The sequence below is a fragment of the Streptomyces sp. Ru73 genome, from assembly GCF_002920575.1.
Classification (GTDB): domain Bacteria; phylum Actinomycetota; class Actinomycetes; order Streptomycetales; family Streptomycetaceae; genus Streptomyces.
In genome coordinates this window covers 1-22596 of record NZ_PQSQ01000060.1, presented here as the reverse complement: position 1 = coordinate 22596, position 22596 = coordinate 1, and the positions used below count along the sequence as shown (strand labels likewise).

Below are 22596 nucleotides of genomic sequence, written 5' to 3'. Positions count from 1 at the left end.
AACGCCGCCTGACGACAGGGGAGTAGGCGTGACGAAGCTACGGGGGACGTTCTTCTGGTGCGGGGTGACGGGAGCCGCGCTCGCGGTGTTCCTGATCTCCACGGGAGCGGCGGGCGTGGTGCCGCCGCTCCAGGAGATGGCCGACCGCGGCGGAGTCTCGCGCGGCCTGGCCACCGCGGTGCTCGCGGTCACCTTCTGGGTGCTGGCGATGCTGTGCGTGCGGCTGCTGCACAACAGCCGGGAGGCCGCCGCGCTGAGCGGGTACAGCCGCGGCCTGCCGGCCGGGCACACCACCGAGGCGCGGCGCCTCGTGCGGCAGGCCGGCGAGGACGCCAGGCGGCAGGACCCGGAGCGGGCCCAGGCGCTGGTCGCGGGCCGTTCCGCGGTGCACGCCGCGCGCGCCGAGACGCCGTACGCGCTGATCCGCGCCCTGGTATGGGCGCTGCCCGCGCTCGGCTTCATCGGCACGGCGGCCGAGATGGCGCGGTCCATCGGCGGGCTCGGCGGCGCGGTGGCCAGGACCTCCTCGTACGCCGAGCTGAGCCACACGCTGGTGCGGGACGTCATCCCGCCGCTCGCCGGCGCGTTCAGCATCACGCTCTTCGCGCTCGGCTCCAGCGTGGTCTGCCACCTGCTGACCTCAGTGGTGCACACCCATGAGGAGCGGCTGCTGCTGAAGATCGACGAGCGGGTGCTGGGCCAGCTGGGGCAGGGCGGGCGGACCGCCGCCCGGCCCGACTGGTCGGCGGAGAGCCGCGCGGCGGAGGAGATGGGCCGGGCCATGCGGACGGCGGCCACCGCGATGGAGCAGCTGAACACCGAACTGGGCCGGCTGCGCGAGGAAGCGGCCGGCACCCGTCTCGGCGGCGAGGAACGCCCCGACCGCTCCGAGGAGATCGTCCGCCAGCTGGCCTCCATCGGGACGCAGCTGTCCGCGATCGGAGCCGGACTGGACCGCGAGATGGTCCTCATGCCGGTGCGGGCACCGCGGGGCGGCGGGCCGAACGGCCGGGGCTTCCTCACCGGGGACGACGACTCCGGCGGTGGTCCCGCGGCGCCCGGGCCAGGCGGCCCCGCGGCGCCCGGACCCGGTGGTCCCGGCGGCCCGGGGCATCCGCGCGCTCCGCGTGACTTCCCGCGCGGCCCCCGGGACTTCCCGAGCGGTCCGCGTGACTTCCGGGGCGGCCCCGAAGACCGCGCGAACGGCGGGCTGTGATGCGCGGCCTCGGGGGCGGGCGCGGCTTCGGCGGCCGGCCCGGCGGCGGTGACGGCGCCCCGGTGGAGCTGCGCTTCATCGACCTGCTGCTCATCATCATCGCCACCCTGATGTTCATGGCCGTGCTGCTGGCCCTGGTCAGCGCCAACGCCCCGGCCGACCGCCCGGACGAGAACCGCCCGCCGCAGATCAAGGTCGCCACGGCGGCGGCGCCGGACGCGGTGGCCGGCAAGCCGTACGCGCTCACCCTCGCCGCCGTCGGCGGCCGGCCGCCCTACCACTGGGACCGCGCCGCCGGCCGGCTGCCCGAGGGGCTGAAGCTGACCGACGAGGGCGTGGTCACCGGCCGCGCCCGGGCCGGCTCCGGGGCGCACGGCGCGGACGGCGCCGGGGCGACCGCGACGGTGCGGGTGCGGGACGCGGCGGGGCAGCGCGCTGAGCGCACGCTGCGGCTGGCGGTCGTCCGGGCCGCACCGGAGTCCGGCTCCCAGCGGCCGAGCCTGCGGGTGGTCGCCGAGACCCTGGCCCTGCCCCCGGCCCGCAAGGACGCGAAGTACGCCGGGCACCGCTTCCGGGCCACGGCGGGCGAGGGCCCGTACACCTGGCACGCGGCCGGTGCCCTGCCGCCCGGCATGCGGCTCTCGGAGAGCGGCGCGCTGACCGGGACCCCGGCGAAGGGCGGCAGCTTCACCTTCGGCGTGCGGGTCACCGACAGCACCGGCGCCACCGCCGAGCAGGCCGCCCGGCTGACGGTCGGCGAGCCGCGGGAGAAGCAGGCCGACAGCGGCTTCTGGGGCGAGCTGTGGGCGTCGCCCTGGTACGTGCTCGTCCTGGCGGGCCTCGGGGCGCTGGTGCTGCTGAGCATCCTCAAGGTGGTCCTCTTCGGTTCGCCCTCCGGATACACCCGGGGGACACGAGGGATCTTCACGTGAGGCCGGTACGGCACGGGGAGGAGCACGGTAAATGGGACTGGTGACGGGCGTCCGGCTGAGCACCGGACACGAGGTGCGCGAGGTCCGCATGGGCGGATTCTCCGAGGTCGGCGTGGTCGAGGGCCGGCTCGGCGAGCGGCTCGCCGTCAAGCGCATCCGGGACGAGATCAGGGAGCGGCTGGGCGACTCGGCCGACCAGGCGTTCCTGCACGAATGCCAGATCGCGGTGGCCAGGCTGGGCAGTGCCCCGTGCACCGCCCGGCCGGTGCTGGCGCTGCCCGCGCTGGAGATGACCGTCGACGGCGCTGCGGGCGGCCGGCTGGCGCTGGGGCCCGCGCTGTTCATGGAGTACGTCGACGGGCCCTCGCTGGAGGACCTGCTGGCCGCCGGGCGGCTCGCCCCCGGCCAGGCGGCGAAGGTCTGCGGCGGGGTGGCGGCCGCGCTCGCCCACGCGCACGAGCACAAGGTCTGCCACCGCGACCTGAAGCCGACCAACGTCCTGCTCACCCGGGGCAACGACGTACGGCTGATCGACTGGGGGCTGAGCGGCGCCGGCGGCGGCTTCTCCGACGTCACCACCCGCATCGAGTACCTCTCCCCGCAGCGGGCCGCGCAACTGGACCTCGCGGAGCCGCCGGACGACGTGTACGCGCTCGGCATGCTCTTCCACCTGTGCCTGACGGGGCGGCTGGTCAACCACTGGCCCGGCGGGGACCCGGACGCGCTCAGGACCGAGCTGGCGGCGTCCGGCGCCGAGGTCCCCGAGGAGCTGGCGCACATCGTCGTCTCGATGCTCGCGCCGCGCGCCGAGGACCGGCCCACCGCCCGGTCCATCGCCGACATGCTGCTGCACGAGGACATGGCGCGTGCCCTCGCCGACCGCGACCTGGACCGGCCGTACTGCCCGGACTGCGGGTACGTCACGGGCCATCGCCAGATCACGGCCCGTTGCCCGGTCTGCGGCGGCGGGCTGCTGCGCCGGGTGCCGGCCCCGCCCGCCGAGGACATGGTGCGCATCGCGGCCGGCACCTTCGTGCACGGCCTCAGCGACAGCCAGGCCCGGCACGCCCTGATCGCCGCCCGTATGACGCCCGACGACGAGCAGGTGCGCCGGCTGACCGGCGGCAGCGGCCCGCGCCGGATGTTCTGCCGGGCCTTCGACATCGACCGCACCCCGGTCACCAACGCCCAGTACGCCGCCTTCGCCGAGGCGGTCAACTACCCCGAGCCGCCCGGCTTCGCCGCCGTGCTGGCCGCGGCGCCCGACCACCCCGTGACGTCCGTGAGCTGGCGCGACGCGCTCTGTTACGCGCTGTGGCGCGGCAAGCGGCTGCCCACCCCGCTGGAGTGGGAGAAGGCGGCACGCGGCCCCGACGACGACCGGATGTACCCCTGGGGCAGTGCCTTCGAGCGGGAGCGCTGCCAGGGCCTGCCGGGCGGTCACGCGCGCCCCGCACCGGGCACGGCGCCGACCATGCCGGTCGGCTCGCTGCCCGGCGGCCAGTCCCCCTGGGGCGTGCTGGACATGAGCGGCAACGTCAACGAGTGGGTGGCGGAGGGCACGGTGCCGGGGTACCGCGGGGTGCGCGGCGGCGCGACCGGCGAGGTGCTGGAGGTGTACGGCCTGGTGTCGTACCAGTCCCAGGCCCGTACGGACCACGTCGATCCGGCGATCGGCTTCCGCTGCGCCGCCGACGTCACGTACGGCACCGAGCCGTACGTGCCCGACGAGCCCCGCTGACCTTCAACGGCCCCTGCACGGAGAGAAGGTGACGGCATGACGGACCCGGGCGTACTGGTGCGGTTCCCGCTGGACGGCGGGGGAGAGGTGATCGTCGAGACGGCCGAGGACGGGCCGGGCGTGGTGGGCGCCGGCCGGGCCGACGGCACCCTCGCGGACGGCACCACGACCTTCGACCGCGCGCTGGACGGCGTGCGCGGCGCGGCGGACGCGGCCCTGCGTGCCTTCGGGTCGCTGGCGCAGCGCCCGGACGAGGTGCAGATCCAGTTCGGGGTGAAGCTGACCGCGCAGGCGGGCGCGGTGCTCACGAAGACGGGGGTGGAGGGGCACCTCCAGGTGACGGTCACCTGGTCCGGGCGCCGGGAGGCGGCACCGGGGACGCCGTGAGCGCGGGCGGCATGGACGCAATGTCGAACGGCGCCCCGCCGTCTCGCGGATATGTCCATGGGTCGGGCGCCGTCCCGGCCCTACGCTCTCCGCCATGACCACCGCATCTGCCGCTTCCTCAGAGCCCGTCGGCCCCGTCGACTCCTCCCGCGTCCCGCGCTACGCCGGCCCGGCGACCTTCGCCCGGCTGCCGCGCGTCGACGAGGTCGGCGGCCGCGCCGATGTGGCCGTCGTGGGCGTCCCGTTCGACACCGGTGTCTCCTACCGCCCCGGCGCCCGCTTCGGCGGCAACGCCATCCGCGAGGCGTCCCGCCTGCTGCGGCCCTACAACCCGGCCCAGGACGCCTCCCCGTTCGCGCTGGCCCAGGTCGCGGACGCGGGTGACATCGCCGCCAACCCGTTCAACATCAACGAGGCCGTCGAGACGGTCGAGGCCGCGGCCGACGACCTCCTCGGCACCGGCGCCCGTCTGATGACCCTCGGCGGCGACCACACCATCGCGCTGCCGCTGCTGCGCTCGGTCGCCAAGAAGCACGGCCCGGTGGCGCTGCTCCACTTCGACGCGCACCTGGACACCTGGGACACCTACTTCGGCGCCGAGTACACGCACGGCACGCCGTTCCGCCGCGCGGTCGAGGAGGGCATCCTCGACACCTCGGCCCTCTCGCACGTCGGCACCCGCGGCCCGCTGTACGGCAAGAAGGACCTGACCGACGACGAGAAGATGGGCTTCGGCATCGTCACCTCGGCGGACGTCATGCGCCGCGGCGTGGACGAGGTCGCCGACCAGCTCCGCCAGCGCATCGGCGACCGTCCGCTGTACATCTCCATCGACATCGACGTCCTGGACCCGGCGCACGCGCCCGGCACCGGCACCCCGGAGGCCGGCGGCCTCACCTCGCGGGAGCTGCTGGAGATTCTGCGCGGCCTGGCCTCCTGCAACCTGGTCTCCGCCGATCTGGTCGAGGTGGCCCCCGCGTACGACCACGCCGAGATGACCTCGGTCGCGGCCTCGCACACCGCGTACGAGCTGACCACGATCATGTCCCGGCAGATCGCGGCGGCACGCGGCTGACCCGCCGCGCGGAACGCGCCAGGGCCCCGGAACGGAAGCCGTTCCGGGGCCCTGGTCGTGGTGGCTCGGCTCAGAGGCCGGCGGTGGGCAGCGCGGAGCCCAGACCGTTGGCCTTGGCGATCGCACCCTGGGCGACGCCCTCGACGGCCTGGACGGCGGTGCCGTCGATGGTCACGGCGGCGTCGTAACCGGCGACGCTGCCGCCGACGACGGCGGCACCGGCGGCGATGCCGTCCAGCTCGGAGTCGGCGAGCTCGGCGGTCTCGATGTAGTCACGCATGACTTTTCTTCCCTTCAATGGGCGGGGACGCGGAAGAACAAGGGGGGTGACGCGGGGAATAGTGCCGGGGCGCAGCCCTTATGGCAAATTCCCTTCGGGGCCTGGTGCATTACGTCGGGAATGGCCCATCACATGCCTGGTGAAGTGCGGTTTTGACTCCCGATGCGGTCGATGTCGGACGTAGCGCGGCGGAATTGGCCAAGGGCCGGTGAATTTCCCGGAGGTCCGGCCAAAACGGGCATGTCCGCAAATTCGCGCGGTAATTCAGTCATGGTGGCCGAGCGCGAACCACAGCTCCATCCGGACGTCCGGGTCGTCGGGGTCGGTGCCGAGCAGGGCAGCGGCCCTGGCGATGCGCTGGCGGACCGTGTTGCGGTGGATGCCCAGCGCCGTCGCCGTCCGGTCCCAGCTGCCGTGCAGCGACAGCCAGGTGTGCAGCGTCTCGCGGAGCGCCGGGGCGCCGTCGAGCGGGGCGAGCACGGCAGCGGCGTGCGCACGGGCCTCGGCGGGCGGGACCAGCGCGGCGATGCCCCCGGTGCCGCCGACGCCGGGGGAGCGGTGCCGGACGAGCGGGGCCCGGCCCGCCACCGCGCGGCGCAGCGCCGCGGCGGCGTGCGCGTCCCCGGCGGCCAGCGCGGAGACCGGTACGGGTTCGCTGACCCCGAGCGTCCAGCCCGGCTGCGGGGCGACCTCACGCCCGGCGGGCACGAGCGCGCGCACGGTGTCGCCGTCCGCCGCGACCAGGGGCGTGCCCAGCCCGGCGGCGAGGGCGGCGGCGGGCGCGCCGTTGCCGCGCCGGGCGCGGGCGTGCACGACGGTCCACTGCGGATGCCCGAGCAGCGGCGCCACCTCGGCGGGCCGGTCCCCCAGCAGCAGCCGGACCAGCGCGGCCGCGTGCCCGCCGGCGGCCGGCTCCGCGTACGGGCCGGTGAGCAGCGAGAGCAGGACGGTCGCGACGCCCACCACGGCGCGGGCCGCAGGGTCGGGCGGCGGTGCCGCGACGGCCAGCGCGAACGTCCGGTCCGGGGCCCGGCCGCCGAGCGCGTACGCCGCGAGGTGGCGGTCGGCGCCGTCGGCCGGTGCCTCGCCGGCGGACGCCGGGCCGCCCGGCACCGTCACCCGGCGCGCGAGCCGGGCCACCGCCGCCAGCGCTGCGGCGGGCGGCCGGGGCCCGGCGGCGGCCAGTTCGCCGTCCCCGCCCGCGCCGGTCACCGCCGCCCAGCCGCCCACCTGGCGCGCGAGCGTGCGCAGCACGGCCGGTACCGGGTCGGGCCCTGCCGCCGCCGTGGCCAGGGCCCGCTGGCCCTCGCTGATCCGGGTCAGCTCGCGGTGCCGGGCCTCGGCCATGGCCTGCCACACGGCGCTCTCCACCGCCGTGAACGGCGTCCCCGCCGGCACCTCCAGCAGCCGCAGCCCGTGCCGGTCGCAGGCGGCGACCAGCGCAGGCGGCACCGCGTCGTGCACCGGCGCGATCCCGAACCCCAGCGCCACGGCACCCGCCGCGACCGTGCGCTCCGCGTACCCGTCGAGGTAGGCGCCGTCCCCCGCGGCGGCGTCCAGGTGCACCCCGGCGGTCAGCAGCAGCTCACCGCCGAGCAGGTACGGCTCGGGGTCGGCCATCTCCGAGGTGTGCACCCAGTGCACGTCGGCGTCGGCGCGCGGCCCGGCGATCTGCCGCAGCCCGAGACCGGCACGGGCCAGCAGCGCGGAGAGCGGGACGCCGGGGGTGGGCGGTGCGGGGTGCGGCACGTCGGGCATGTGCGGACCATCCATTCCGGAGGGGCGGAGTGGAGGAAACGTACACTTCTTCGCCGCCGCGCCGTTTCCTAAGGTCAACCCACGTCACCCCACGAAATCCCGCCCCGCTCCGCCCTGCCGAAGGGATGGCCCATGGCTGTCGACTACGCGGTGATCGTCCTCTACCTCGCCGGCATGCTCGCCGTGGGCTGGTGGGGCATGCGCCGCGCCCGCTCCAAGAGCGAATTCCTGGTCGCCGGGCGGCGCCTGGGGCCGTTCATGTACTCCGGAACCATGGCCGCGATCGTCCTCGGCGGCGCCTCCACCATCGGCGGCGTCGGCCTGGGCTACCAGTACGGCCTCTCCGGCGCCTGGATGGTCTTCACGATCGGCCTGGGCCTGCTCGCGCTGAGCGTCTTCTTCTCCGCGCGGATCGCCCGGCTGAAGGTCTACACCGTCTCCGAGATGCTCGACCTGCGCTACGGCGGCTCGGCGGGCGTCATCTCGGGCGTCGTGATGTGGGCGTACACCCTGATGCTCGCGGTGACCTCCACCATCGCCTACGCCACCATCTTCGACGTCCTCTTCGGCCTGGACCGGACCGTGTCGATCATCCTGGGCGGGGCGATCGTCGTCGCGTACTCCACGCTCGGCGGCATGTGGTCGATCACCCTCACCGACATGGTGCAGTTCGTGGTCAAGACGATCGGCGTACTGCTCCTCCTGCTGCCCATCGCCGTGGTCAAGGCGGGCGGCTTCGGCGAGCTGCGGGCCGAACTCCCCGACAGCTACTTCGCCCCGCTGGGCATCGGCGCCCAGACCGTCTTCACCTACGTCCTCATCTACTCCTTCGGCATGCTGATCGGCCAGGACATCTGGCAGCGGGTGTTCACCGCGCGCGGCGACCGCGTCGCGCGGCTGGGCGGCACGGCCGCCGGCACCTACTGCCTGCTGTACGCGCTGGCCGGCGCGGTGATCGGCACGGCGGCCAAGGTGCTCTACCCGCACCTGGGCAGCCCGGACGACGCGTTCGCCACGATCGTGAAGGACGCGCTGCCGGTGGGCGTGCGCGGCCTGGTCCTCGCGGCGGCGCTCTCCGCGGTCATGTCCACGTCCTCGGGCGCGCTGATCGCCTGCGCGACGGTGGCCAACAACGACATCTGGACGCGGCTGCGGGGAGCGGTGGGCGGCGCGACGGCCGCCGGGGAACGCGACGAAGTACGCGGCAACCGCGCGTTCATCCTCGTCATGGGCGTCGCCGTCATCTGCATCGCCATCGCCCTGAACGACGTGGTCCAGGCGCTGACCGTCGCCTACAACCTCCTCGTCGGCGGTCTCCTGGTCCCGATCCTCGGCGGCCTGCTCTGGAAGCGCGGCACGGGCACGGGCGCACTGGCCTCGGTCGCGGCGGGCGGCGTGACGGTCATCGCCCTGATGGCCTGGCGCGGCATCCTCGCCAACGAGCCCATCTATTACGGCTTGCTGGTGTCACTGGCCGCGTACGTCGCCGTAAGCCTGCTGAGCCGACCGACGGACCCGGCGGTCCTGGCGGAGTGGCAGGCGCGCAATTCAAGCCCGTCCGGCGTTTGAGGACGAGCGGCCGCCAGGCCGCGATCCACGCGAACCCCCACGCACCCGCAGAGAGGCACGACGTGAGCACCCCCGACCCCTCGGCCCCCGCCGCACGGCACACGCGAACCGGCGGCGACCTCGTCATCGAGTCCCTCCAAGCACTCGGCGCGCACACCGTCTTCGGCCTCCCCGGCCAGCACGCCCTGGGCCTCTTCGACGCGCTGGGCCGCAGCTCCCTCCGGTACGTCGGACTGCGGGTGGAGAACAACGCGGGGTTCGCCGCCGACGCGTACGCCCGCCGCACCGGCGGCGTCGCGCCGCTCATGGTCTCCACCGGCCCCGGCGCCCTGATGACGCTGGCCGCGCTGCAGGAGTCCGCCGCCGCCTCGGCCGCCGTCCTGGCGATCGGCAGCCAGGTCCCGGTGGCCGGGCTCGGCGGCGGCCGCCACGGCTACCTGCACGAACTCCCGGACCAGAGCGCGTCGTTCCGCGGCGTGGTGAAGTCCGTGCACAGCGCCCGCACGCAGGCGCAGATCCCGTCCGCCGTCGCCGCGGCCTGGGAGTCCGCGCTGAGCGTGCCGCACGGCCCGGTATGGCTGGAGATCCCGCAGGACGTGCTGCTCGCGCCCGTCGGCCCGGACGTGCCGCCGGTCCGCACCCTCACCGTCCAGCCCCGCGTCCCCGCCCCGCGTCCCGAACTCCTCGACGCGGCGGCCGAAGCCCTGTCGGCCGCCGAGCGCCCGGTGATCCTCGCGGGCGGCGGCGTCGTACGCGCCGGGGCCGGGCCGGAGCTGCGCGCGCTGGCGGAGCGGCTCGGGGCGCCGGTCGCGACGACGTTCGGCGGCAAGGGCGCGTTCCCGTGGAACCATCCGCTCTCGCTCCAGTCCTGGCTGGAGGACCGGCACACCACCGACTTCCTGGAGGACGCCGACGTCCTGCTCGTCGCGGGCTCGGGCCTGGGCGAACTCTCCTCGAACTACCACACGTTCCGGCCCCGCGGCCGGGTGATCCAGGTCGAGGCCGACCCCGGCAAGCTGGAGTCCAACCACCCGGCCCTCGGGCTGCACGCCGACGCGCGGCTCGCGCTGGACGGGCTGGCCGCGCGGGTGCGCGAGCGGCCGTACGGTGACGCCCCGGCGGCCGTCGCCGGTCTGCTCGCCCGGGTGCGGCGGCGGATCGACGGCCAGGGGCTCACCCTGGAGCAGGACGTGCTGGCCGCCGTCCGCGACGCGCTGCCGGACGACGCGGTCAGCTGCTGGGACATGACGATCCTCGGCTACTGGGCCTGGTCCGCCTTCGACGCCCGCCGCCCGGACACCATGCACTCGGCGCAGGGCGCCGGCGGCCTCGGCTACGCCTTCCCGGCGGCGCTGGGCGCCGCGGCGGCCGACCCGGCGCGCCCGGTGCTCGCCGTGAGCGGCGACGGCGGCGCGATGTACTCGCTCGCCGAGCTTGCCACGGCGCGCCAGTACGGCCTGCCGGTGACCTGGCTGATCGTGGACGACGGCGGGTACGGCATCCTCCGCGAGTACATGGCGGACGCGTTCGGCCGGGCGACCGGCACCGAGCTGGCGCGGCCGGACTTCGCGGCGCTGGCCGGGTCGTTCGGGGTGCCCGCGGTGACGAGCGCTCCGGAGCGGCTGCGGGACGACCTTGCCGCGGCGCTGGCGGCCCCGGGCCCCTCCGTGGTCGTGCTCCCGGCCCGGCTGCGGATGTTCGCGCCGACCCATCTGGACGGTCCCGCGGCCCGTCCGGGTGATTCCCCGGCTTCGGAAAGTTAACAAAGAGCGCGGACCGTTGACGTGAACCGTTCATAACTTTAGGTTCGCTGCGGGCAGCGCCAGGTCTGCCTCCCCGTGCCCGACGATCCGTCGACGGAGAACAATGACGTACTCCCCCCGTCCGCTGCCGCGTACCGGCCGGCGGCTGCTCGTTCCCCTGCTCGCGGGCGCGCTCATCGCGGCCGTGCCCCCCGTCTCCTCGGCCGCGGCGCCGGACGGCCGCCCCGCGGGCGCCGGCCGCGCGACCGGCGCCACCCCCGCCGCCGACGGCTCGTGCGCGGCGGACGGCCCCGGCTGGAAGTCCGCTTCCACCCGTATCGACCCGAAGGACAGCCACCACGCGTACGTCGGCAACGGCTACCTCGGGCAGCGGGTGCCGCCCAACGGGACCGGGTACGCGGCCCCCGGCGAGAAGACCGGCTGGCCGCTGTTCACGCCGCGCTACGACGGCGCCTTCGCGGCCGGGCTGTTCGCCGAGGGCCCCAAGTCGGTGAAGAAGCGGCAGGCCATCGCCGCGCTGCCCACCTGGTCCACGCTGAACGTGGCCACCGGCGGCGCGCGGGGCGAGACCTTCTCCGCCGCCACCGGGCCGGGCCGCATCTCGCACTACCGGCAGACGCTGCTGATGCGCTGCGGCCTGGTCCGCACCTCGCTGACCTGGACCGCGGCCGACGGGCGCGCCACCGACCTGGTCTTCGACGTGCTCGCCGACCGCACGCGTGCGCACACCGGCGCCGTGCGGCTGCGGATGACGCCGCACTGGAGCGGCCCGGCCACCGTGACCGACACCCTCGACGGCCGGGGCGCCCGCCGGATCACGCAGACCGGCGGCGGCGCCCGGCCCGGCGACCGGACGCAGGACGTCACCTTCCGCACGAACGGCACGCACACCGCGGGCGCGGTCGCGTCGACGCTCCGCACGGGCTCGGGCATTCATTCGGAAAGTGAACAGAAGGCCAAGACCCCAGAGAAGCTGACGGTACATCAGGGCGTCACGTTCCCGGTGCACAAGGGCCGGACGTACGAGGTCTCCAAGTACGTCGGCGTGGACACCGCGCTCACCTCCCACGACCCCAGAGCCGCCGCCACCCGCGCCTCCCAGGAGGCAGCGGCGCTCGGCTGGGACGGCCTCTACCGCGGCCACGCCACCGCCTGGCAGAAGCTGTGGCGCTCGGACGTCGAGGTGGCAGGGCGCGAGCAGCGCGACCTCCAGGCATGGGTGCGCTCGGCGCAGTACGGGCTGCTCGCCAACTCCCGCGCCGGCTCCTCGGACAGCATCGCCCCGGCCGGCCTGACCAGCGACAACTACGCGGGTGAGATCTTCTGGGACGCCGAGACCTGGATGTACCCGGGCCTGCTGGCCGCCCACCCCGACCTCGCCCGGTCCGTCGTGGACTACCGCTACCGGACCCGGGACGCCGCGCGCGCGAACGCCAGGAAGCTCGGCTACGACGGCCTGTTCTACCCCTGGACCAGCGGCGGCAAGGGCGACCTGTGGAAGGAGTGCCACAGCTGGGACCCGCCGCACTGCAAGACCCAGAACCACCTGATGGGCGACGTCTCGCTGGCCGCCTGGCAGTACTACCTCGCCACCGGGGACACCGGCTGGCTGCGGGACCGCGGCTGGCCCGTCATGCAGGGCATCGCGCAGTTCTGGGCCTCCCGCGTCACCAAGAACGCCGACGGCAGCTACTCCGTCAAGAACGTCGCGGGCCCCGACGAGTACAGCAACGGCGTGGACGACGGCGTGTTCACCAACGCGGGCGCCGCCACCGCGCTCCGCAACGCCACCCGCGCGGCAGCGGCCCTCGGCAAGAAGGCCCCCGCCTCCTGGAACGCCATCGCCGGGAAGCTGCGCATCCCGTACGACAAGAAGAAGCAGGTCTTCCAGCAGTACGACGGCTACAAGGGCACCACGATCAAGCAGGCGGACACCGTGCTGCTGCAGTACCCGCTCCAGTGGCCGATGTCCGCAGCGGCCAAGGCGAAGACGCTGGACTACTACGCCGCGCGCACCGACCCCGACGGCCCGGCGATGACCGACTCGGTGCACGCCATCGACGCCGCCGAGACCGGCGAGCCCGGCTGCGCGACGTACACCTACCTCCAGCGGTCGGTGCGGCCCTTCATGCGCGGCCCGTTCCACCTCTTCTCCGAAGCACGCGGTGAGAAGGCCGGCGCCAACGACCCGCTGTCCGGCTCGCCCGCGCAGGACTTCCTCACCGGCAAGGGCGGCTTCCTGCAGGTCTTCACCCACGGCCTCACCGGCCTGCGGCTGGGCGCCGACCGGATCACCCTGGACCCGATGCTGCCGCCGCAGCTCTCCGACGGCGTCACCCTGCGCGGCCTGCACTGGCAGGGCCGGACGTACGACGTCGCGCTGGGCGCGCACCACACGGAGGTGCGGCTGACCGACGGCGCGCCGATGACGGTCGCCACCCCCGAGGGCGAGCGCGTGGTCAGCCAGGGCGCGCCGCTGCAGCTGAAGACCCGCCGCCCCGACCAGGAGCCGACGGACAACGCGGCCCGCTGCCGCCCGGCGAAGGCCACGTCGGAGGAGCCTGGGATGTACGCGGGCGCAGCGGTGGACGGCAACACCACCACCGCCTGGGTGCCCAACGCCACCACCGGCACCCTCACCGCCGACCTCGGCCGCGAGCGCCGCGTCGGCACGGTCACCCCGCACTGGACGAAGACCAAGCCCCAGTCGTACCGGGTCCAGGTCTCCCGCGACGGGCGGCACTGGACCGGCACCGGCTACGACGGGACGTCCCCGGCGCGGTACGTCCGGGTCACCGTGCACGGCAAGGACGGTGCCAAGAGCCGGCCCGGCATCACCGAGCTGACGGTGGCCGGCGCGAAGGACTGACGGCGGGCGTTCCGGAACAGGGAACGCATGATGCGGGCGGGGCGCCCGGGGGAAGGAACCCTGGGCGCCCCGCCCGTTGCCGTCCCGTGCCGCAGCTGTCCCAGGCCCGCTGCCGCCCGCCCGTTGCCGTCCCGCCGACCGGAAGGACCTCCCGTGCGCCTCGCAGCCCTCCCCGCAGCCCTCGCCGCCGCACTGCTCGTCACCGTGACGCCCCCGGCGGCCGCTGCGCCGCCCGCGCCGCCCGTGCCCGGTCACGCCTGCTCGGCCCGCGTCTCCGTCGACCGCTGGTCCGACGCGCTGGACAAGCGGTCCGTCGGCGGCACGTACGTCGGCAACCTCTCCGCACTCGCCCGCGACACCGACGGCGGCCTGCTCGCCCTCTCCGACCGGTCCGCCCTGATCACCCTCGACGGCCGCACCCGGCAGCCGCTGCGCGCCGTCCCGCTCGCCGACGAGCACGGCGCGCCGCTGGACTCCGAGGGGCTGGTCGTCGAGAAGGACGGCGACCGGCTCGTCACCTCCGAGACCGAGCCGTCGGTCCGCCGCTACGACCGGGACGGGCGGCTGCTCGGACGCCTCCCCGTGCCCGCCGCGCTGCGGGTCGCCCCGGCCGGCCGGGCCACCGCCAACCAGACCTTCGAGGGGCTGGCCGCCGGCCCCGGCGGCCGCACCCTCACCGCCTCCATGGAAGGGCCGCTCACCGGCGACGGCACCGACGCACGCGGCCGCGCGCTGCTCCGCTTCCAGACCTGGGAGCGGCGGCCGCACGGCGGTTACGCGCCCGGCCGGCAGTACGCGTACCCGGCCGACGAGGGCCTGACCGTCCCCGAGATCGCCCCGGCCGGCGACGGCCGGCTGCTCGTCCTGGAGCGCACCTACACCCCGCGGGGCAACGTCGTCCGCCTCTACCTCGCCGACCCGCGGCACGCGACCGCCACCCAGCACACCGAACGGCTCACCGCCGCGGTGCGCCCCGCACGCAAGACGCTGCTCGCCGACCTCACCCGCTGCCCGTCCCTCGGCGCCCCCGCCCGGCAGCCGCAGCTCAACCCCCTGCTGGACAACATCGAGGGCATGGCCGTGCTCGGCCACGCCGCCGGACGGCTGCACCTGCTGCTCGTCAGCGACGACAACGAGAACCCGAAGCAGACCACCCGGCTGTACGACCTGACCGTCCGTGTCTGATACGTGCCCGCTGGTGACGCATCCTGGCAGGGGAATTGTTGCGGTGGGATGAAATCACCGGCCCGCGATGTTGGTGCCTTGCGGCAGGGAGTCGACCGGCGGGAGGCGTCGCGTGGCGGGCACGGACACGGCACAAGAGGGCTGGGCGCGGCGGCTGACGCGCACATGCTGGCAGTACAGGAAGGACGTACTGCTCGCGCTCGGCTCCTCGCTCGCCGGGATGGCCGTCATGGCACTGGTCCCGCTGATCCCGAAGCTGATCATCGACGACGTGATCGTCAAGCACGACCGGCCCCTCGCGCCGTGGGCCACCCTGCTGGTCGTGGCCGCGCTCGCCGTCTACGCCCTCACCTACGTCCGCCGGTTCTACGGCGGCCGGCTCGCGCTGGACGTCCAGCACGACCTGCGTACCCGGATGTACCGCGCGATCACCCGGCTGGACGGGCGGCGCCAGGACGAGCTGTCCACCGGGCAGGTCGTCGGCCGCGGCACCACCGACCTCCAGCTCGTGCAGTCGCTGCTGTTCATGCTGCCGATGATGCTGGGCAACGTCCTGCTCTTCGTCATCTCGCTGGTGGTCATGGTGGTGCTCTCGCCGCTGCTGACCGTCGTGGCCCTCGCCGTCGCGCCCGCCCTGTGGTGGATCGCCAAGCGCAGCCGCACCCGGCTCTTCCCGGCCACCTGGTACGCCCAGGGCCAGGCGGCGGCCGTGGCGGGCGTGGTGGACGGCGCGGTCTCCGGCGTCCGCGTCGTGAAGGGCTTCGGCCAGGAGGAGCAGGAGACCGGCAAGCTCCGCGAGGTCAGCCGGCGGCTCTTCGCGGGCCGGCTGCGCACCGTACGCCTCAACGCCCGCTACACCCCCGCGCTCCAGGCCGTACCGTCCCTCGGCCAGGTCGCCATGCTCGCGCTCGGCGGCTGGATGGCCACCCGGGGGCAGATCTCGCTCGGCACCTTCGTCGCCTTCTCCACCTACCTCGCGCAGCTCGTCGGCCCGGTCCGGATGCTCGCCATGATCCTCACCGTGGGCCAGCAGGCCCGCGCGGGCGTGGAGCGGGTCTTCGAGCTGATCGACACCGAACCGGTCATCGAGGAGCGCCCGGACGCCACGCCGCTGCCCGCCGACGCGCCCGCCACGGTGGAGTTCGAGCACGTCACCTTCGCGTACGGCGACGACCCGGACGCCAAGCCCGTCCTGGACGACTTCTCGCTGCGCATCGAACCCGGCGAGACCGTCGCCGTCGTCGGCACCTCCGGCAGCGGCAAGTCCACCGTCTCGCTGCTGCTGCCCCGCTTCTACGACCCCAGCGCGGGACGGGTGCTCCTCGGCGGCCGGGACGTGCGCGACCTGACCGCCGACTCGCTGCGCGGCGCCATCGGCCTGGTCCCCGAGACCAGCTTCCTCTTCTCCGACTCGATCCGGGACAACATCGCCTACGGCGCGCCGGACGCCACCGACGAGCAGATCCGCGCCGCCGCCCGCGCCGCCCAGGCCGACGGCTTCATCTCGGCCCTGCCCGACGGCTACGACACCGAGGTCGGCGAGCAGGGCCTGAGCCTCTCCGGCGGCCAGCGGCAGCGCGTCGCGCTGGCCCGCGCCATCCTCACCGACCCGCGCGTCCTGGTCCTGGACGACGCGACCTCCGCGGTGGACGCCCGCGTCGAGCACGAGATCCACGAGGCGCTGCGCGGCGTGATGGCGGGCCGTACGACCCTGCTCATCGCGCACCGCGCCTCCACCCTGGCGCTCGCCGACCGGGTGGCGGTCCTCGACGGCGGCAAGCTGCTGGACTTCGGCACCCGGGAGGAGCTGGAGGAGCGCTGCGAGCTGTACCGCAGGCTGCTCACCGACCCGGACGAACTGGGCGGCGTGGAGCGGGACCCGGCGGGCCAGGTCGCGACGGCCGGCGCCTTCTCCGGCGAGGCGGCCGCCACCGGGCTGCTGGAGCCGCCGGCCGCTGCCGCGCCCGCCACGGAGGAGGCCCGGCCCCGCCGCGTCCTCGACGGCGTCACCCCCGAGCTGTGGGTCCGTACGGGGGAGAAGGCGGACGGCAACGGTGCCCGGGAGGGCGCCGGTGCCCCCGCCGCAGCCCTCGCCGGCCGCCCCGGCGGCATGGCGGGCGCCCTCGCCGGCATGCCGGCCACTCCTGAACTCCTGGAGAAGGTCGCGGCCCTGCCCCCGGCCACCGACACCCCCGACATCGACGAGGAGCAGGCGGCACGCCCCGAGAGCTCCTACGGCCTGCGCCGCCTGCTGCGCGGCTTCGGCCGTCCGCTGCTGATCGCGCTGCTGCTGGTCGCCGTGGACGCCGTCGCCGGACTGCTGCTGCCCGTACTGATCCGGCACGGCATCGACGACGGCGTGCAGCGCGCCGCCGTCAACGGTGTCTGGGCCGCGTCCGCCGCCGCCCTGCTCGTCGTGCTCGCCCAGTGGGCGGCCCAGGTCGGCTCGAACCGGATGACCGGCCGGACCGGCGAACGCGTCCTGTACGCGCTCCGCGTCAAGATCTTCGCCCAGCTCCAGCGCCTCGGCCTGGACTACTACGAGCGCGAGCTGACCGGCCGGATCATGACCCGGATGACCACCGACGTCGACGCGCTCAGCTCGTTCCTGCAGACCGGGCTGGTCACCGCCGTCGTCTCCGTCCTCACCTTCTTCGGCATCCTGGTCGCGCTGCTGATCATCGACGTCCAGCTGGCCCTGGTCGTCTTCGCGACGCTGCCGCCGCTGATCATCGGCACATACTTCTTCCGCAAGCAGAGCGTGAAGGCGTACGAGCTGGCGCGCGAACGCATCAGCACCGTCAACGGCGACCTCCAGGAGACCGTCGCCGGGCTCCGCATCGTCCAGGCGTTCCGCCGCGAGGACAGCGGCATCGCGCGCTTCACCGCACGCAGCGCGGCGTACCGGCAGGCCCGCACCCGCGGCCAGTTCCTGATCTCGGTCTACTTCCCCTTCGTGCAGCTGCTCTCCTCGGTCGCCGCCGCGCTCGTCCTGATCGTGGGCGCCGACCGGGTCGCCGCCGGCACCCTCACCGCGGGCGCGCTGGTCGCCTACCTGCTCTACATCGACCTCTTCTTCGCGCCAGTGCAGCAGCTCTCCCAGGTCTTCGACGGCTACCAGCAGGCGTCCGTCTCCCTGGGCCGCATCCAGGAACTGCTGCGCGAGCCGACCACCACCCCGCCGGCCGCCGACCCCCGCCCGGTCAGCGCGCTGAAGGGCGAGATCACCTTCGACGACGTCCACTTCCGCTACGCGACCGCCGACGGCGAACAGGCCGAGGCGCTCTCCGGCATCACGCTGTCGATCCCGGCCGGCCAGACCGTCGCCTTCGTCGGCGAGACCGGCGCCGGCAAGTCCACCCTGGTCAAGCTGGTGGCCCGGTTCTACGACCCCACCTCCGGCGCGGTCCGGGTCGACGGCACCGACCTGCGCGACCTGGACGTGACCGGCTACCGCCACCGGCTCGGTGTCGTACCGCAGGAGTCGTACCTCTTCCCCGGCACGGTCCGGGACGCCATCGCCTACGGACGTCCCGAAGCGACCGACGCCGAAGTGGAGGCGGCGGCCCGTGCCGTGGGCGCGCACGACATGATCGCCACGCTCGACGGCGGTTACCTGCACGAGGTCGCCGAGCGCGGCCGGAACCTCTCGGCCGGCCAGCGCCAGCTCCTCGCCCTGGCCCGCGCCGAACTCGTCGACCCCGACGTGCTGTTGCTCGACGAGGCCACCGCGGCCCTCGACCTCGCGACCGAGTCCGTGGTCAATCGGGCGACGGACCGGCTGGCCGGCCGCCGCACGACCCTGGTCGTCGCGCACCGCCTCACCACCGCGGCCCGCGCCGACCGCGTCGTCGTCCTCGACCACGGCCGCGTCGCCGAGGACGGCACGCACGCCGAACTCCTCGCCCGCGACGGCCGTTACGCGGAACTGTGGCGCTCCTTCACGGGCGACTTCACCGGAGAGGAGACCCGCGTACGGGTGTGACCCGGGCCCCCGGCCGGCGGTGTGACCGGAACCGCCGGCCGGGGGGTGGCCGGTGGCAGGCCGTACCGATAGGTTCAGCGCGACCTTTGCGAACCCCAGGGGAGGGCGCATGCGCAGAACGCTCAGATGGCTGTTGTCGCTCGTCGTGCTCATAGGCACGCTCGGCGCGGGAACCGCCACGGCAGGGGCGGCCACCGCCGCCGGGCCGGCCGGCAACGCCGCGGGCAGCCGCGCTGAGGCGGACATCAAGGACCGTCTCCTCGCGATACCGGGAATGAGCCTCGTCCAGGAGAAGCCGGTCGACGGCTACCGCTTCTTCGTCCTGAACTACACCCAGCCGGTCGACCACCGGCATCCGGGCAAGGGCACCTTCCAGCAGCGCATCACCGTGCTGCACAAGTCGACGGCCCGCCCCACCGTCTTCTTCACCTCCGGCTACAACGTCAACACCGAGCCGGCCCGCAGCGAGCCCACCAAGCTCATCGACGGCAACCAGGTCTCGATGGAGTACCGCTTCTTCACCCCGTCCCGGCCGCAGCCGGCCGACTGGAAGAAGCTGGACATCCAGCAGGCCGCCGCCGACCAGCACCGCATCTTCACCGCGCTCAAGCGGATCTACACCAAGAACTGGATCGCCACCGGCGGCAGCAAGGGCGGCATGACCGCGACCTACTACCGCCGCTTCTACCCGCACGACATGAACGGCACGGTCGCCTACGTCGCGCCCAACGACGTGGTCAACGACGAGGACTCGGCCTACGACCGGTTCTTCGCCACCGTCGGCACCGCCGCGTGCCGCAAGGACCTCGCCGCCATCGAGCGCGAGGCGCTGAAGCGCCGCGGCGAGATGGTCGACCGCTTCCAGAAGAAGGCCGACGCCGAGGGCTGGACCTTCAAGCTCGCCGGGAACGCCGACCGCGCGTACGAAATCATGGTCACCGACCTGGTCTTCGGCTTCTGGCAGTACCAGCCCGCCGACACCGCGTGCGCCCAGGTCCCGAAGCCGGACGCCACCACGGACGCGCTGTGGGCCTGGATGGACAAGGTCGGCGGCTTCGACAGCTACACCGACCAGGGCATGGAGCCCTACCTGCCGTACTACTACCAGGCGGGCACCCAGCTCGGTGAGCCCGGCTACCAGTACCCGAACGTCGCCGACCTGCTCCGCTACCCGGGCATCAACAACTCCCGCACCTTCGTGCCCCGCGACATCCCGATGTCCTTCGACAAGAAGGCCATGCCGGACGTGGACCGCTGGGTGCGCCACCACGCCCAGCAGATGATGTTCGTCAACGGGCAGTACGACCCGTGGAGTTCGGAGCACTTCGAGGTCGGCAAGGGCGCGAAGGACTCCTACGTCTTCACCGTCCCCGGCGGCAACCACGGCTCCAACATCGCCAAGCTGAAGGACGCCGACCGCACCAAGGCCACGGCCCGCCTCCTGAAGTGGGCCGGCGTGACCCCGGCCGCGGGCGAACCGGCCCCGGCGGCCCCGTACAACAAGAAGCTGGACAAGCAGCAGCAGGTCCAGCGGATGCCGCTGCTGCGCCCGTGACGACGCGCGGTTCCGCGACAGCGTGATCCCCGGCGTGGGCCCGGGCGGACACCCCGCCCGGGCCCACTGCCGTACCGGGGCCGTACGGAGTGCCCGCCCGGCAGCGGCTCGCTCACGCCGTACCGGACCGCGCCGTCTCAGCGGCGCAGCAACAGCGCGTCGCCGATGGCGCGTTCGCCCGTGGCGTCGGACGGGGTGGTGAGGAGGCGGCCGTCGAGGGCCATGCCGACGGAGCCGCCGCCGTCCAGGTTCATGGCCCGGGTGGCGCCGAGGGACCTGATGAGCGCGGCGGCCTCGGTCAGGCCGAGACCGTCGCTGCGGCCGGGCCGGCGGCCCTCGGCGGCCAGCAGGAGGACGCGCCCGGCCCGGTCGGTGCCGAGCACCATGCGCGGATTCCGCTTGACGCCCCAGGCGTACCCGAACGACGGGTCACCGGGGTGCTCGATGCCGTCGGCGGCGAAGTCCACCGTCACCTTCCCGTCGTGCACCAGCTCGGGACCGCCGTTCACGATGTCGTCGCGGCCGGTGAGGCGGACGGTACGGCCCTCGGTGTCGGTGATCCGCTCGTGCAGCCGCACCGCCGAGCCCGGCGTGGCATGCGCACGCAGCCACCGCTCGCCCGTGCCGGTGCCGGCCAGCACGCTGCCGCCCGCCGGGACGGGGCCGCCGCGCGGCCGCAGCTGCCGCACCCGGCCCTCGCCGTCCAGTACGGCCTCCACGCCGGGCCCGCCCGGGGTGTCGGCACCCAGCTGCGGCGTGAAGCGCACGATCTCGTCGGGGTCGGTGCAGGTGACGTCGTGCAGCGGCCGCTCGGTGGGCGCGTCCCCGCCGGTGCCGCCGCAGTTGCGGATCTTTCCCGGTATCCGGTTGATGCCGTCCACCGGCTCCGTCGCGCCGCCCGCCGTGACCTTCAGCTCGGTCCGCAGCCGCCGGAACTCCGGGTGCAGCCCGTCGCCCCGGAGCACGGCGGCGATCCGCCCGTTGGTGGCGGCGCTCTGCAGTTCACCGTCGTACGCGGCGATGCCGGCCGCGGCCCCCGGCACGCCGTCCTTCTCCTCCATCACGAAGAACCCGCCGTTCACCGCGAGCAGCGCGTTCGACCGGGCCGCGAGGTCGGTGACCTTCTCCCGCCCGGCGACGGCCGTGCCGTAACCGGCGTCCAGCCGCCCGTGGTAGGCACGCGGATCGATCACCGCCACCTTGATCCGGGCCAGCCCCGTGCCGGGCGTGCCGTCGGCGCCGGTCCACTCGCTCACCGCGTCGACCCCGGCCGCGGCCAGCTCCTTGCGCGCGTCGTCGGCCGGCCCCTGCTCGCCGTACGAGCCGACGCGGACGCGTACGCCGATGACCCCGCGCTGCTTCGCGCCCCTCGGCCACCGCACGTCCTCGGTACGCGGCGCGAACCCGGCGGCGCGCAGCGCCCGGGCCAGCTCGTCGGCGGTCTCCCGGTCGTGCAGCACCGCACCGGCCTTCCGCACGGTGACCGTCCAGCGGTCGGCACCGGGGCGCCCGGAGAGCACGCCCTGGTAGACGCTGACGCCGGGCGCCGGCCGGTCGTGCCGCCAGCCCGCGAACTCCGCCGGGAGCCGGAACTCCCCGGCCTGCGGGGCCTTGGCGGGCCGCGCGAAGGCGGCGGGCGCGGCCGCGGAGACCTGCCGGCCGGCGGAACCGGGGATCGCGAAGGTGACGGCGAGCGCGGTGGCCAGGGCCGCGGTCAGCGTGGGCGAGAGCCCGGGGGACGGGGAGAGGGAGGCGCGCAGAACGGGACGGGGATGCGGCACCGGAGCTCCTTCGGGTGACGGCCGTCGCGACGGCGCTGGTGAGGGCCGTGGCGACGGCGTTGCGGACGGGAGGGGGGTAGGCATCCGGATGCCACCACGAAAGTCCGTCCCGCGGAAGGAACGCGTACGGAAGGAAGGTGACGGGCGGGTGAAATGGCGTGGGGCGGTGCGTTGGGGGCGGGGCCGGCGCGCGGGGCGGGGCGTGCTGGGGCGGGCCGACGTGCGGGTTCGGGACCGTGGGCGCCCGACCCGCGTCAGCCCGTGCCGAGGCGGCGGGCGCAGCCCGTGGTGCGGTCGGGGAGCCGCAGGTACAGGGCCGTCCCGGCGGGGCAGGAAGGCCGCGCCCGGACCGTGGCCGTCACCTTGTACTCGGGGTGCTGCCGCGCGTCCGAACGGGCAGCGCACAGGGCGTCTCGCGCGCCTGCAGCCCGGTGGTGAGGCGCACGCAGTCACCGGGCACCGTGCGCGGCCCGCCCCCCTGTCCCGGATCGCCCGGGTGC

General features: G+C 74.6%; 14 protein-coding genes. 11 read left to right on the top strand and 3 right to left on the bottom strand.

Going from position 1 to position 22596, the window contains the following annotated elements:
• Window positions 1–28 precede the first annotated feature (28 nt).
• The 5 genes from C3486_RS38600 to speB all read left to right on the top strand — a co-directional run bounded on the left by C3486_RS38600 (window position 29) and on the right by speB (window position 5351).
• Window positions 29–1216, top strand: a complete 1188-nt coding sequence (locus C3486_RS38600) for a MotA/TolQ/ExbB proton channel family protein (protein ID WP_146075046.1) — start codon at window positions 29–31, stop codon at window positions 1214–1216.
• Entirely contained in the window at window positions 1216–2148 is a 933-nt protein-coding gene (locus tag C3486_RS23590) for an Ig domain-containing protein (RefSeq protein ID WP_103834761.1), read from the top strand. Before C3486_RS38600 ends, C3486_RS23590 begins: the two co-directional genes overlap by 1 nt.
• Before the next feature lie 31 nt (window positions 2149–2179).
• Window positions 2180–3889 (top strand): SUMF1/EgtB/PvdO family nonheme iron enzyme, encoded by a 1710-nt coding sequence (locus C3486_RS23585; protein WP_103834760.1) that lies wholly within the window; start codon window positions 2180–2182, stop codon window positions 3887–3889.
• 36 nt (window positions 3890–3925) lie between these two features.
• Window positions 3926–4276, top strand: a complete 351-nt coding sequence (locus C3486_RS23580) for a CU044_2847 family protein (protein WP_103834759.1) — start codon at window positions 3926–3928, stop codon at window positions 4274–4276.
• Window positions 4277–4370: 94 nt separating this feature from the next.
• On the top strand, window positions 4371–5351 hold the full coding sequence (gene speB, locus C3486_RS23575; RefSeq protein WP_030614061.1) for an agmatinase: 981 nt from the start codon (window positions 4371–4373) through the stop codon (window positions 5349–5351).
• A gap of 70 nt (window positions 5352–5421) precedes the next feature.
• Here the strand turns inward: speB and C3486_RS37420 are convergent, their stop codons facing one another.
• Together C3486_RS37420 and C3486_RS23565 are read right to left on the bottom strand one after the other, a co-directional pair.
• Entirely contained in the window at window positions 5422–5631 is a 210-nt protein-coding gene (locus C3486_RS37420; protein WP_181138662.1) for a hypothetical protein, read from the bottom strand.
• A gap of 264 nt (window positions 5632–5895) precedes the next feature.
• Entirely contained in the window at window positions 5896–7389 is a 1494-nt protein-coding gene (locus C3486_RS23565; RefSeq protein WP_258052963.1) for a PucR family transcriptional regulator, read from the bottom strand.
• A gap of 132 nt (window positions 7390–7521) precedes the next feature.
• Here C3486_RS23565 and C3486_RS23560 point away from each other — a divergent pair, with 132 nt between their 5' ends.
• The 6 genes from C3486_RS23560 (at window position 7522) to C3486_RS23535 (ending at window position 20315) form a co-directional block, all read left to right on the top strand.
• On the top strand, window positions 7522–8958 hold the full coding sequence (locus C3486_RS23560) for a sodium:solute symporter (RefSeq protein ID WP_103834757.1): 1437 nt from the start codon (window positions 7522–7524) through the stop codon (window positions 8956–8958).
• A 62-nt stretch (window positions 8959–9020) separates the two neighbouring features.
• Window positions 9021–10721 (top strand): thiamine pyrophosphate-binding protein, encoded by a 1701-nt coding sequence (locus C3486_RS23555; protein WP_103834756.1) that lies wholly within the window; start codon window positions 9021–9023, stop codon window positions 10719–10721.
• A gap of 103 nt (window positions 10722–10824) precedes the next feature.
• Window positions 10825–13590, top strand: a complete 2766-nt coding sequence (locus tag C3486_RS23550; RefSeq protein WP_103834755.1) for a discoidin domain-containing protein — start codon at window positions 10825–10827, stop codon at window positions 13588–13590.
• Window positions 13591–13743: 153 nt separating this feature from the next.
• A complete protein-coding gene (locus C3486_RS23545; protein WP_258052962.1) occupies window positions 13744–14775 on the top strand; it encodes an esterase-like activity of phytase family protein in 1032 nt (343 codons plus the stop codon).
• Window positions 14776–14842: 67 nt separating this feature from the next.
• Window positions 14843–18760 carry an ABC transporter ATP-binding protein gene (locus C3486_RS23540; protein WP_103834754.1) on the top strand — a complete coding sequence of 1306 codons (3918 nt, stop codon included), beginning with the start codon at window positions 14843–14845 and terminating at the stop codon, window positions 18758–18760.
• Between the two features lie 109 nt (window positions 18761–18869).
• Window positions 18870–20315 (top strand): S28 family serine protease, encoded by a 1446-nt coding sequence (locus C3486_RS23535; protein WP_103834753.1) that lies wholly within the window; start codon window positions 18870–18872, stop codon window positions 20313–20315.
• Window positions 20316–20452: 137 nt separating this feature from the next.
• On the opposite strand, the gene C3486_RS23530 is transcribed toward C3486_RS23535, so the two are convergent.
• The gene (locus C3486_RS23530) at window positions 20453–22096 is read right to left on the bottom strand and encodes a phosphodiester glycosidase family protein (RefSeq protein WP_219822243.1); all 1644 of its coding nucleotides are present in this window, start codon (window positions 22094–22096) and stop codon (window positions 20453–20455) included.
• Window positions 22097–22596: the final 500 nt, after the last annotated feature.

What these genes read in the sequence shown, in the direction of transcription:
- C3486_RS23535 (WP_103834753.1), top strand. Translation starts at nt 18,870, where the DNA reads ATGCGCAGAACGCTCAGATGGCTGTTGTCGCTCGTCGTGCTCATAGGC.
- C3486_RS23580 (WP_103834759.1), top strand. Translation starts at nt 3,926, where the DNA reads ATGACGGACCCGGGCGTACTGGTGCGGTTCCCGCTGGACGGCGGGGGA.
- C3486_RS23590 (WP_103834761.1), top strand. Translation starts at nt 1,216, where the DNA reads ATGCGCGGCCTCGGGGGCGGGCGCGGCTTCGGCGGCCGGCCCGGCGGC.
- C3486_RS23550 (WP_103834755.1), top strand. Translation starts at nt 10,825, where the DNA reads ATGACGTACTCCCCCCGTCCGCTGCCGCGTACCGGCCGGCGGCTGCTC.
- C3486_RS23540 (WP_103834754.1), top strand. Translation starts at nt 14,843, where the DNA reads ATGTTGGTGCCTTGCGGCAGGGAGTCGACCGGCGGGAGGCGTCGCGTG.
- C3486_RS23560 (WP_103834757.1), top strand. Translation starts at nt 7,522, where the DNA reads ATGGCTGTCGACTACGCGGTGATCGTCCTCTACCTCGCCGGCATGCTC.
- C3486_RS23585 (WP_103834760.1), top strand. Translation starts at nt 2,180, where the DNA reads ATGGGACTGGTGACGGGCGTCCGGCTGAGCACCGGACACGAGGTGCGC.
- speB (WP_030614061.1), top strand. Translation starts at nt 4,371, where the DNA reads ATGACCACCGCATCTGCCGCTTCCTCAGAGCCCGTCGGCCCCGTCGAC.
- C3486_RS37420 (WP_181138662.1), bottom strand. Translation starts at nt 5,631, where the DNA reads ATGCGTGACTACATCGAGACCGCCGAGCTCGCCGACTCCGAGCTGGAC.
- C3486_RS23565 (WP_258052963.1), bottom strand. Translation starts at nt 7,389, where the DNA reads ATGCCCGACGTGCCGCACCCCGCACCGCCCACCCCCGGCGTCCCGCTC.